The following is a 10,505-nucleotide window of genomic DNA, read 5'->3' on the forward strand; positions in this document are numbered from 1 at the left end:
TCGGCGAGGGGTTTGCGTCCGATAACGCGGCTGTGGTCGTTCGCGTTGCCGGCGGCCAGGACCGCGCACACGGCGTCGTCGCTGCCGCTGGCCATGACCCCGTTGACGACCTCGTTGTAGCCCCCGTCCCCGCTCACGGACACGATGAGGGCATTGGGCGCGGAGGCTGCCTTCTGTGCGAGGTCCACTGCGTGGCCGGCGTGTTCGGTGGGCTGGAGGCGGATTTCGGTCCCGGGCAGTGCCGGGACCAGCTCGTCGGAGAGCTCCTGTGCAAGCGTCGGGGCGTCACCGGTGCTGTTGGGGTTGAAGATGATCGTGATGGTGTCGAACCTGTGTGGCGTGGTCATGGGTCTACCTTCGGTTGTCTGCTGGTTGTTGCCGTCGATGAGCGGCCTTCTTAGTCCCGGCGAGAGAAGGGTTATTCGGTGCTGTGGATGCTGCCTTAGGCGGTTCGACGTTCTTCGAGGTGGTGCGCGGTGCCGGTGAGGAAGGTCAGAATGCGGGCGGTGACGGCCTCGGATGCGCTGTGGTGCACGGAGTGGTTGGCTCCACCGATTTCGGCCAGTTCACCGTTCCTGGCCGTTTCGGCCAAGGCCCGTGACCAGGTGGATCCGGCGACCAGGTCGCGGGATCCACGCAGAACCAGCACCGGCTGCTTCAACACGGGGAGGCGTTGCTCCAAGGGGTGGGCCATGGCCACCTCACGCTCCGCGGAATTCCAGCGAGGTCCGCAACGCAGCACGTCGGTGAACTGGATGAAGTTCAGCAGGGGTCTCTCCAAGAAGTTGTTCGCCGCGAGGGTCGAGGTTTGATTGGCGATGGTTCGGCGGCGTGCGCCCACGGCCGCGCCGATCAGGACTAGGCGGCTTACGAGGTCGGGGTGACGGAGTGCCAGTTCGGTGGCGCTCTGGACTCCCATCGAGTGTCCAATCACCACGCAGGAGGCCACCCCGATCTCGTCCAGGAGGGCACCGACCGATTCCGCCTTCGCAGCGTTCGTCATGCCAGCCGTTGGCGTTTTGGTGGACCCGGAGCCGGACAGATCGAGGAGGACTACCCGACCGTGGGCGGACAGTTGGTCACCGAGGCGCTGAAAGTACCGGTGGGACATGCCGATGCCGTGAATGAGTACGACCACCGGCACAGACTGCATCTCCGGCGCCACGGGCGGGGAGGCCGCTGCGTCGGCGGGCCGGTAAGGAATCAGGTGGGCGCGGCTCTGCCCATCCCCGGCGGCAAGGCTCGCGCGCCCGCCGGCGTGCTTCGCCGATGATGCCGTGGTCTCACTCATGGACTTATCCTGGGGAGTTTCCGATTGCTGATCTGCTGCGGGTCGTCCGCTGGACGGTTCCCGTGTCACCCGCACCGGGCGGTAGGCAAACAGGGTGATCCCCCCGCGGAAGCACGCGCTTCCACGGGGGGATCACATCACGTGGTGCTTAGGAGTTGGTGTAGTGCTCGCGGCTGCCGGACTTGGCCAGGCCGCGGGAGACCATGTAGCCGATGGTCAGGAAGGTGATGAGCTTCATGGCGTCGTGGGCGTTGAAGACGTCTCCACCTTCTCCGCCGTCGCCGACCACCAGGGCGGTGAGGGCGGTGGCGAGCACGATGGCGACATAGGCGAAGAACTCGGTGGTCTTCGTCGAGGCCTTCGTCTCGGTCGAGCGGCGGTCAGCGACCACCAGGTTGCCGTTGTGGGTGTCGGCGGGGTGGCTGTAACCGGTGTTGTTATTGCTGTTCGACATGGTGGATCTCCTTGAGAATTGTGGGTGCCATTAGACGGCGGTGAACTCCGGTGGTCAGAGTGGGCCGGGCCACCTTGGGGATTTGGAGCAGGAGGGCCGCGGGTTGCTTCACGGGATGCTCTACACCGTAGACTCTACGGTGTAGAGTTATAAATAGCAAGGGGGCTTACTAAGAGGTGGTTACTGATGGTTCCCGCGAACCAGCACGATGGTCCCGTCCACCGCGGGGGGTCTGTCCACCGTGGCATCTTCGGGGCTGCCGCCTCGGACCCGAAATCAAGCGGTGGGGGTAAGCGGCGGAGCCCGTTGAGCCGCGGCGCCGTGCTGCGGGCCGCGCTTGAGCTGGTCGACGCTGACGGTCTGGAGGCCTTGTCAATGCGGCGTCTGGGGCACCGGCTCGATCGGGACCCCATGGCGCTCTACCGGTACGCCGCCAATCGGGACGCGCTCCTGGATGGCCTGACCGAACTTCTGCTGGATCAGTGGGCGATACCGGGCGCCGCGGACGGGGACGTCCCGGAAGCCTGGCAGGATCAGCTCCGCCAGGCCGCCCACCGCTTCCGCTCCCTGGTTCTTCAGCACCCCCACATCGTGCCGCTGCTGGTGACACGCCCGCTGTCCACCCCCCTGGGGCTGCGCCCGCCGGGTGCGCTGCGGCCGCTGGAACAGCTCCTCGCCGTCCTCACCCGCGCCGGGTTCGGGCCCTCGGGTGCGCTCCACGCCTACCGCGCCTACTACGGCTTCCTCATCGGTCACCTGATCAACGAGCTCGAGGAGTTCGTGGTCAACCCCGACGAGGACGAAGCGGGGCTGCGCCTAGGCCTGCACCGGTTGCCCCCGGAGGACTTTCCCCACCTGCGCCGCCTCGCCGCCCAGCTGCTGGACTACGACGGCGAGACCGAACTCGATCAAGGCATCACCATCGTCCTACACGGCCTCCAGGCACAACTCGACGGCCCGGCACAGCGATCACAATAGTTACTCACATAGGGATCGGCCCGGCTATGACCTCATGGGGAGAACAAGATCGCGCACCTGTGGGCGGCCCGGGCACTGAAACTGCCAACCTCATCCGCGTCCCGGCCCAGGCGGCGGCAGGAGAAGCGGCCGTCATCGCGATGCCGCACAATATTGACTGGTGCGACGACGCCGGCAGGAACAACCGTGCACAAGGCACTGCAGGCATGGAGCGTGCATCCTGTACGGAGCCGCGCAAGCCGCTCACCATCGCGCTGACCCGACCGTATGACCGGCGACATCAACCTAACGCGACGGGAGCGGCCCGCGATGCGCAAGCCGATCCCTGAGCGGGCGCCTTTGCGGACGGGCTCAACCCGGCGGGGGAGTGCTTTTCACAAAGTCTTGCGGTGCCTGACTCGGGCGTGGAGGCCTGGTGATGTGGATAGCGGCCAATGCTGCGGCGGGGTGGATCACAATCCATCCGGGTGCTGGTATTGGCGCATCGAAGGGCAGCACGCCCGTGAGCTGGCTGACCGCGGCCCAGGGACCCAGTGCAGCACCGAAGGCGGCGTCGGGGATCTCCTCAATCCCGGCAGAAACCCAATTGTTCTTCCACCGGGTTGTTTCCGCATCCGGTCTGGACCTGGACAGGATGCAGCGCATGAACACCGGGCTGATCCCGGTCCGCACCAATCCTTGACGCAGGCGTTTCGCCAAGTACACCAGCGTATTCGGCGCCGCAGGTGAAGGGATCCCTCAGCGTGCGGGGAGTTCGCCGCTGTTGACGAGGTCGTTGGCGATCTCGAAGAGTTTCGTGTTGGTGCGTTGGCTGGCGAAAGACAGCACCATGAACGCTTGTTGCCCGGTGATTTTATGGCGTTCCATGAGGATGCCTTTGGCCTGCCCGATGACGTCCCGGGAATCGACGGCCTCGTTGAGTTGCCGGTTCTTCTCCGCACCGGCGAACGCCACGGCGGCGTGCGACGCGACCAGCAGGCCAATGTTCTCGGACTCGTCGGTGAACGCGTTCGCTTCGTGTGAGTAGAGGTTCAGTGCACCAAGGTCATCGCCTTCCACCCAGAGCTGGATGGATAACATTCCGTGGGCCCCTGCCTCGGTGGCGCGTTGCGCGAAGAGCGGCCACCGCCGCTCGGTGCTCATGTCCGGGACACGGACGGTGCGGTGCTCATAAGCCGCTTCAAGGCACGGGCCCTCTTTGGTTTCCATCTGCAACGCATCGATACGCTCTGGCAGGTTCCCCGACGGGGCTCTCGATCCGATGTTTGTCCGCCCCAGGACCACACTGACGGAGCCCTCATCCGCTCCAGGAATGAGGTCCAGTGCTGCATGAACGAACCCGGCGAGAACAGCATCCCCGTCAGGCTGGTTCTGCAGGGACCTCGCGAGCTCCGCGAGTTCCGTCGCCAGATCACGGGCCCGCTCACTCCCGTCATGATGAGAGGACGGCATACCCCTGGCCACGCCGGGCTCCTCACTCACAGTCCGCACCTTCCTTCGACTTGGTTCACAGTGTTCTCCTCGTACCACCTCCCCACTTTAGGCCCATCCCATACTTCCCTGTGTCCGGCACCTGGCAACCAATGGTTGATTCCCGGATCGCATGCCCCTTCACTGGGAAGAGTCCTCGGGTCAAGCAGCCGGCTTCGAGGGCGGCAGGGGTGCAGGGCCCACCGCCCTGCACCCCTGTTCACACACATGACCGAACCGCCACCCGACAGGCATTTACGCCGGCTGCAGGCGCCTAGTCACCGGCAATCCGCTCAGGCTGCTGGTGGAAGCGTTGTTCCGGTATCTGGGTGGTGTTTCGGAGTACTTGGAACAGATCCAGCAGGGTCCCGGTGCTGGATTGGTGCTTGTCCTGGCCGTTGAGCTGCTGTGCGCGGTCGATGATTTGTTGTGAGCTGACCACGACCTTGCGGTTGGTCCGTTGGCTGTACTGGCTGATCCGCTTGAAGGCGTCGGCGGCGTTCAGGCCGGTGCCCTGCACGGGGATGTCTTGCTCGGTCACCTCCGCGATGAAACCGGGCAGCTGCGGTTGATGAGTTCCCGGTCGGCAGGTTCGGGTATCACTGCGAAGAAGGCTTTGGTGCATTTCTTCAGTATCAACGGCACCGGGGTGGGCCATGATGTTGCGGCGCATCTGGACGGACGGTTTTCGTGCACGGTCCACAGGGCGAGCTGCTGGGGTCGGAGAGATCAGGGAGCAGTAACCCACCTGTTCCGGGAGAGCCTGATTTTTCGGCATTGAGGCCGGTGCGGGCTTGTACCCCTTGGGGGAGGGCTGTGCTGTGGCGAGTTGTGCGGTCGGGGCGCTGCTTCTACTGTTAGGCATGACTTCCGAGGAGAACGCGGACGATTTCGAGCGCCTGCACGCGCTGATTTCCGGGACGGCGGACCTCAAGGCGTTCCTCGACGGTGTGACCGGTTTCGGGTCCGGGGTGATGACCCGGGTCACCGGTGCCCGGGTTGAGTGCGCTGTCACGCTGCGCCGCAGCAAGCGCAGCGCCACGATCGCCGGGAGCAGCGATGGTGCGATCCTGCTCGATGGCATCGAGCAGCGTCTGGGTTCGGGGCCCTGTGTGGAGGCCCACCGGACGGGAGCCACGGTCCTTCTTGAAGATGTTTCCTCTGACCGGCGGTGGCCCGAGTACAGCCGGAGCCTCGGCGAGGCCGGGTACCTGAGCGTCCTGGGGGTGCCGATGGACCTTGAAACGGATTCCGTGGCCGTCCTGAACTTCTTCGCCCCCGCCACCGGGCTGTTCACCGCCGATACCATCCGGGATGCCGAACTGTTCGCCGACATGGCTGGCCGGGTCCTGAATCTTGCCCTGCGGATCGTCACTGCAGACCAGCTCTCCGGTGACCTCAAGTCCGCAATGGAGGGCCGGACCGCGATCGATGTGGCCTGCGGCATCATCATGGCCCAGAACCGCTGCTCCCAGCAGGAGGCCATGGACTTCCTGCTGCGCGCCTCCAGCACCCGTAACATCAAACTTCACAGCCTCTGCCAGGACATCGTGGCGCACGTCTCCGGCCAAAAGAAGGCCCACACCCACTTCGAGGACTGAACGCGTTTCGCCAAGGCGCCGGTTCTGGTTCCCTGCATCGGGCGGCGCTGCCGGGCCGTGACCGGCGGGAGAGGGCTGTTCGCGGGCAGTTTGAGTGCTCCCCTTGGATTACAGGTGGAGGGTGCGGTTGAGGACCTGGGCGGCGGTGTCGTGGAGGGACTGGTTGTGCGACCGGGCGTAGGTGCGCAGGCGCGCGAAGGCCTCGCTCATGTCCACGGAGGCGGTGTGGGAGATGACGCCTTTGGCCTGTTCAATGGTGATCCGTGAGTTCAGGGCGCGTTGGAGCTGATCATTGACGATCTGGCTCTCGCGGGCGGTGCGTTCCTGGATGAGGCTGATGGTCGCGACGTCGGCGAGGGCCTGGCCGATGGCGGCGTCCTCCTGGTTCAGCGCTCCGCGGTCCACACCGAACAGTCCCATGACCCCGATGGTGCGGTCATGGATGCGCAGGGGGATTGCGTGCACGGACAGGAAGCCCTCATCTAAGGCGGCTTGACGGAAGGCCGGCCACCGCCCGGAGAGGGTGGTGATGTCATCGATGGTGACTACCGAACCGGTCTTATAGGAATCGATGCAGGGGCCTTCACCGGCCTGCAGTTGCAGGACCTCCACGAGCTGGCTCTCCTCGCTGGTCGAGGCAAGAAGCTGGAGTTCCCCATAGGGATCCGCCAGTAGAAGACCGGCCTGGGCGGCATCGAGGAGCCTCACGGACTCTTCAACAAGGATGTGGAGCAGCTCCAAGATGTCGAACTGCGTGATGAGGGTCTCGGTGAGCCTGAGGAAAGCGGCGCTGACCTGTTCGGGTCGCGTAATAGTCGCCATTGAAGCATTCTAGGCCAGACCGAGCCCCTCCGGGGGAGCGCTGTCCGTTGGAATGAAATCAAGGTCCCGGCGAATGACCTGCAGGGCCGTCTCCTGAAGGGTCTGCTGGTGCGAAAACGCATGTCCGCGCAGCAGCACAAGGGCCTGGGCCGCACTGACATTGGCCTGGGCAAGGACCATTCCCGTCGCCTGGTGAATCTCCCGCCGGGAATTGGGCAGCCCCGCCGGTCTGGACGAGGTGCCGGTGGTGAATCCGCCCCCGGAAGGGGGAATGGCGGGAGCACCGGGGTGGGCCTCGTAAAGGGTCCAGCGAAGCAGGGCCCAGGCGGTCTCGCCGGCCAGAACGTCAACAGCGAGACGTTCACTGCCGCTCAGGGAGCCCGGGCCTGTCCGGTACAGCTCAACAACGCCCAGGTCGATGGCTCCCACCGTGAGGGGGAAGACGAACAGCGCGGCCACATCGAGTCCGGCTAGGACCTCGCCGAAGGCCGGCCACACCAGGTGGGCACTCTGCTTGAGATCCGGGAGCAAAACCGGAAGGCGGGTGCGCACGGCGTCCCAGCGCGGCCCTTCACCCAGATCGAACTGGGCTTCCTCTAAGGTCCGGGCGACCGGGTCGCTGGCGGAGAGAAGGGTTTCGGCGTCGGTGGCGGTGAAAGCGGACACCGCCGCGCCGGTCACGTTGGCGCATTTGAGGAACGGCGCGCTCAGGCCCGCGCCGGGACCGGCACCGTCATCCCGGCCCCGGAGGGGACCGGAGGCGGGGGGGAGCGGTTCACTCATAGGGAGTCACTCTCGGTAAATGAACTGGGAGCCTGTGGTCGAACTGTTTCCACCGGCGGACCGGAACCTACGGTGCCGCCGATTCACCGAAGGGAACAGCCCGTTATCTTATACCCCAAACCTACCGGTGGGGCAGCGAAAAAGCAGTTCAGCGAAACGCCGGGCCCGACCTCGGCCGGTGCTGCTGCCCAGACCCCCTGCGCTGGAGTCCGGAACCCCCTGCTCCCATAGCGCTGCCGCCCGGCTCCCCGGCGCGGCCGCGGGGAAAGATCCGCCCGCCGGTAGGGGTCGGTGGTTTCCCCATCCCCTCCTCTGCCCATCCGCGCGCATCCTGTGCTCTGCTTTCCCGCGCTCAGCCCGCTGCCCTGTACTGCTCGGACTTGCTGACGTGGAAGTTTTCGGCCACCCAGCGATCCTTGACACTCCGCCGCCATCCGCGCAGGCTGAGATTGTTACCCCGGACCCTGGTATCGACTCGTTCCTCATGACTATCAGGGAGTCCGCATGACACCGGAAGCAGGACCTTTCCACCCCCGTACACCCCACATCGGGATGCCGTCTGGACGCGCGGGTCCACCGCAACCCCCGGCGACCGGAACGCATCTGGTGCCCCCCGCCGCTGAACCGCCGTCTCGTCGACAGGCCGCCGAGGGTGTTCGCAGCGGTTCCGTCGTCAAGGTGAGCTCGCTGCATGTTTTGGATCAGCTCGAAGCCGCCCTGGAGGAAGCCGGTCACTTCATCAGCTCCGACTCACCCGCGGTCGGTCCGACCCTTACCCGCCGCTCCTCGTTGAGGACCAGTCACCGATCGCCCACCTCGAGCACGCATTCACCGGCTGCGACGCCGTCGGCAAGGTCAGGGGCATCCTGATGGCGCGGCAGGAACCCGTCGCCTCCAACGGTGTGGTGCTTCCAGAAACCGGAATCTCGACCCGCCCTGTGGTGGAATCTGCAGACGCAGCACAACGGGCGGCGCCGACGACACTAACAGAGCGCAGCACCGGAAGTCCGAGCGGACAACGCCACCGGCAGCCGCCCGATCTTCCTCCGGTCATGGATATAGCTGTAAACCAAAAGGAATGGACAATCGAGCCCAGTCCAACCACCATCGAGATGTACCAGTGGCCCGCCAGTCAGCTGCTGAGCATCGCCGCAAACCTGGTCTCTCAGACCTGGAATGAGCGTTTCGCCCATCTGGGTATGACCCATGCGGCGGTGATTGCGTTGCAGGAACTGGCAGCTGAACAGCCCATCTCGCAGGCACAACTGGCCGCCCGGCTGCAGGTCCGCAGTTCGACATTGAGTAAGACACTGCAGGGCCTCGAAGAGCGGGGCCTTATAGCCCGGGTCGGCGTTCACGGCGATCAGCGGCACGTCATCATCCGCCTCACCCACCGTGGAACGGAGATCCTTCTCAGCGTAAAGGAAGTGGAAGGGTCCTTTGAAGCATCCGATGCACGTCTCCTGGACGGAATACGGGCGGACCTTGTCGAAATTCTCCGCCGCCGCCCCGATATGTGAGAAACACCCCGGGCAGCCCCACGGTTCCTGCCCCGAGGTAGCAGGGCAGCCTAAGATCCGGGACGGTGTGCTCCCATGCAGGTGCCGCACGGATTCTGCCGGCGCCGGTGCACAAATCCGCGACCGCACCCGACGAAACCAAAAGTTGCGCATCAGTGCCACCGCAGCCACAGTAGTAAGCATGCTGATAATCAGTTACCCGTGACAGTGAAGCGATCGGCCGACGGACCCACCGCGGCTCCGGCACCGCCGTAATCAGCCGCGGCGGTGCCTTGGAGCAACGAGCTTTCTTGGTTGTTGAGGTACCCGGCGTTCCACCGATCCACCTTCATCACGCCCGCAATGTAAGGAAGCACCATGATCACGCAGCACAATCTTGACACCCTCCTGTCTAAGGGCGGCAACGTTGTTGACGCTCAGGGCACCAAGATCGGTTCCATCGGCCAGATCTACCTGGATGACCAGACCGGGGATCCCAACTGGGTCACGGCGAAGACCGGGCTCTTTGGCACCTCCGAGTCCTTCGTGCCCCTGGAGGGCGCCAACGCCGACGGCAAGGATGTCAAGGTCCGCTACAGCAAGGACCAGGTCAAGGGTGCACCGCGCATTGAGGTGGACGGTGCCCTCAACCCGGACGAAGAAGACACCCTGTTCCGGCACTACGGCCTGGCAGGCGGCTTCCAGGGTACCGCCGCGAACACCTCGACTGCGCCCCTCGTCACAGGAACCGGCGCGGGCATCACCGGCTTTGAGCCGGGCTTCCAGTCCGGTGATGAGCGGATCGACCGATCAGGCGAGGGCAGGGCGGTCGGTCACGACATCTCCGGACCGACCACCGATGAAGCGATGACCCGCTCCGAGGAACGGCTCCGGGTCGGAACCGAAACACGGGAAGCCGGCAGAGTGCGCCTGCGCAAGTACGTGGTGACGGAAACGGTCACCAAGACGGTCCCGGTCCGGCGCGAGGAGATCCGCATCGAGCGCGAACCCATCACCGATGCGAACCGAGGCAGCGCCATGGACGGGCCCGCCATCAGCGAAGAGGAACACGAAGTCATCCTCCACGAGGAGAAGGTCGTCGTCAGTAAGGAAGCCGTCCCCGTCGAGCGCGTGCGCCTGAACAAGGAAACGGTCCAGGCCCGGGAAACCGTGTCCGGGGAAGTCCGTAAGGAACAGATCGAAATGCTGGACGCGGACAAGCTCGGCAAGTCCGACCGCCGCTAGTCCATCGAATAACCGGGAGCCGTCACCGGCTCCCGGGGAAGTTCCTTCTGCAGGCCGGCGTACGGACTTTCGAAGTGCACTACATGGATATGTCCGGCATCCCGGTTGACGAGCGCGGTGGCGGACAAGAACGCGAAACACCATTCCAAGGAGAGTCATGGCACAGGACCACAACGCAGGAGCAAGCACACCCAAGGGCCGGCGCACCGATGTCGTCAATGCCCAGAAAGAAAAGTTCGGCGGCATCAAGTTCGGGTCTGCCTTCTTTGGTTGGCTTACCGCGATCGGTATGACGGTCATCCTGAGCGCTCTGGCTACCGCGATCGGCGTGGGAGTCGGAGCCGCCAACAACACCGATGCGG

Annotated in this window: 14 protein-coding genes and 1 pseudogene; 7 read left to right on the forward strand and 8 right to left on the reverse strand. The window is 64.8% G+C overall.

The window, feature by feature from the left end:
* The 3 genes from I6N91_RS16750 to I6N91_RS16760 form a co-directional block, all read right to left on the reverse strand.
* Positions 1 to 347, reverse strand: a 347-nt coding sequence (locus I6N91_RS16750) for an acylglycerol kinase family protein (RefSeq protein ID WP_198814433.1), incomplete at its 3' end; no start/stop codon positions are given.
* 95 nt (positions 348 to 442) lie between these two features.
* Positions 443 to 1,291, reverse strand: coding sequence for an alpha/beta fold hydrolase (locus I6N91_RS16755; protein ID WP_198814435.1), 849 nt, complete (start codon positions 1,289 to 1,291; stop codon positions 443 to 445).
* A 148-nt stretch (positions 1,292 to 1,439) separates the two neighbouring features.
* Complete coding sequence (locus tag I6N91_RS16760; protein ID WP_198814437.1) at positions 1,440 to 1,745, reverse strand: hypothetical protein; 306 nt, start codon at positions 1,743 to 1,745, stop codon at positions 1,440 to 1,442.
* A 306-nt stretch (positions 1,746 to 2,051) separates the two neighbouring features.
* Between I6N91_RS16760 and I6N91_RS16765 the strand changes: the two genes are divergently transcribed.
* The 3 genes from I6N91_RS16765 to I6N91_RS16775 all read left to right on the forward strand — a co-directional run bounded on the left by I6N91_RS16765 (position 2,052) and on the right by I6N91_RS16775 (position 3,405).
* Positions 2,052 to 2,723 carry a TetR/AcrR family transcriptional regulator C-terminal domain-containing protein gene (locus I6N91_RS16765; RefSeq protein WP_233091994.1) on the forward strand — a complete coding sequence of 224 codons (672 nt, stop codon included), beginning with the start codon at positions 2,052 to 2,054 and terminating at the stop codon, positions 2,721 to 2,723.
* 26 nt (positions 2,724 to 2,749) lie between these two features.
* Complete coding sequence (locus I6N91_RS16770) at positions 2,750 to 3,052, forward strand: hypothetical protein (protein WP_198814441.1); 303 nt, start codon at positions 2,750 to 2,752, stop codon at positions 3,050 to 3,052.
* A gap of 89 nt (positions 3,053 to 3,141) precedes the next feature.
* Complete coding sequence (locus I6N91_RS16775) at positions 3,142 to 3,405, forward strand: hypothetical protein (RefSeq protein ID WP_233091995.1); 264 nt, start codon at positions 3,142 to 3,144, stop codon at positions 3,403 to 3,405.
* A 56-nt stretch (positions 3,406 to 3,461) separates the two neighbouring features.
* Here the strand turns inward: I6N91_RS16775 and I6N91_RS16780 are convergent, their stop codons facing one another.
* Both I6N91_RS16780 and I6N91_RS16785 read right to left on the reverse strand, forming a co-directional pair.
* The gene (locus I6N91_RS16780; protein ID WP_307843403.1) at positions 3,462 to 4,205 is read right to left on the reverse strand and encodes a GAF and ANTAR domain-containing protein; all 744 of its coding nucleotides are present in this window, start codon (positions 4,203 to 4,205) and stop codon (positions 3,462 to 3,464) included.
* 262 nt (positions 4,206 to 4,467) lie between these two features.
* Positions 4,468 to 4,866 carry a hypothetical protein gene (locus tag I6N91_RS16785; protein WP_198814445.1) on the reverse strand — a complete coding sequence of 133 codons (399 nt, stop codon included), beginning with the start codon at positions 4,864 to 4,866 and terminating at the stop codon, positions 4,468 to 4,470.
* A gap of 190 nt (positions 4,867 to 5,056) precedes the next feature.
* Here I6N91_RS16785 and I6N91_RS16790 point away from each other — a divergent pair, with 190 nt between their 5' ends.
* The gene (locus tag I6N91_RS16790) at positions 5,057 to 5,794 is read left to right on the forward strand and encodes a GAF and ANTAR domain-containing protein (protein ID WP_198814447.1); all 738 of its coding nucleotides are present in this window, start codon (positions 5,057 to 5,059) and stop codon (positions 5,792 to 5,794) included.
* A 108-nt stretch (positions 5,795 to 5,902) separates the two neighbouring features.
* On the opposite strand, the gene I6N91_RS16795 is transcribed toward I6N91_RS16790, so the two are convergent.
* Together I6N91_RS16795 and I6N91_RS16800 are read right to left on the reverse strand one after the other, a co-directional pair.
* Positions 5,903 to 6,616: a GAF and ANTAR domain-containing protein gene (locus I6N91_RS16795; protein WP_198814449.1), complete on the reverse strand. Its 714-nt coding sequence runs from the start codon at positions 6,614 to 6,616 to the stop codon at positions 5,903 to 5,905.
* A gap of 9 nt (positions 6,617 to 6,625) precedes the next feature.
* Positions 6,626 to 7,399 (reverse strand): GAF and ANTAR domain-containing protein, encoded by a 774-nt coding sequence (locus tag I6N91_RS16800; RefSeq protein WP_198814451.1) that lies wholly within the window; start codon positions 7,397 to 7,399, stop codon positions 6,626 to 6,628.
* Between the two features lie 869 nt (positions 7,400 to 8,268).
* Here I6N91_RS16800 and I6N91_RS16805 point away from each other — a divergent pair.
* Positions 8,269 to 8,919 carry a MarR family winged helix-turn-helix transcriptional regulator gene (locus I6N91_RS16805; protein WP_198814453.1) on the forward strand — a complete coding sequence of 217 codons (651 nt, stop codon included), beginning with the start codon at positions 8,269 to 8,271 and terminating at the stop codon, positions 8,917 to 8,919.
* Between the two features lie 191 nt (positions 8,920 to 9,110).
* Here the strand turns inward: I6N91_RS16805 and I6N91_RS16810 are convergent, their stop codons facing one another.
* Complete coding sequence (locus I6N91_RS16810; RefSeq protein ID WP_198814455.1) at positions 9,111 to 9,284, reverse strand: hypothetical protein; 174 nt, start codon at positions 9,282 to 9,284, stop codon at positions 9,111 to 9,113.
* On the opposite strand from I6N91_RS16810, the gene I6N91_RS16815 reads away from it, so the two are divergent.
* Both I6N91_RS16815 and I6N91_RS16820 read left to right on the forward strand, forming a co-directional pair.
* Positions 9,277 to 10,143 carry a PRC and DUF2382 domain-containing protein gene (locus I6N91_RS16815; protein WP_198814457.1) on the forward strand — a complete coding sequence of 289 codons (867 nt, stop codon included), beginning with the start codon at positions 9,277 to 9,279 and terminating at the stop codon, positions 10,141 to 10,143. The two genes, I6N91_RS16810 and I6N91_RS16815, sit on opposite strands and share 8 nt — an antisense overlap.
* Before the next feature lie 157 nt (positions 10,144 to 10,300).
* Positions 10,301 to 10,505: pseudogene (locus I6N91_RS16820) on the forward strand (hypothetical protein); the annotation flags it as partial.

It is taken from the genome of Arthrobacter sp. MSA 4-2, from assembly GCF_016405885.1.
Lineage (GTDB): Bacteria > Actinomycetota > Actinomycetes > Actinomycetales > Micrococcaceae > Arthrobacter_D.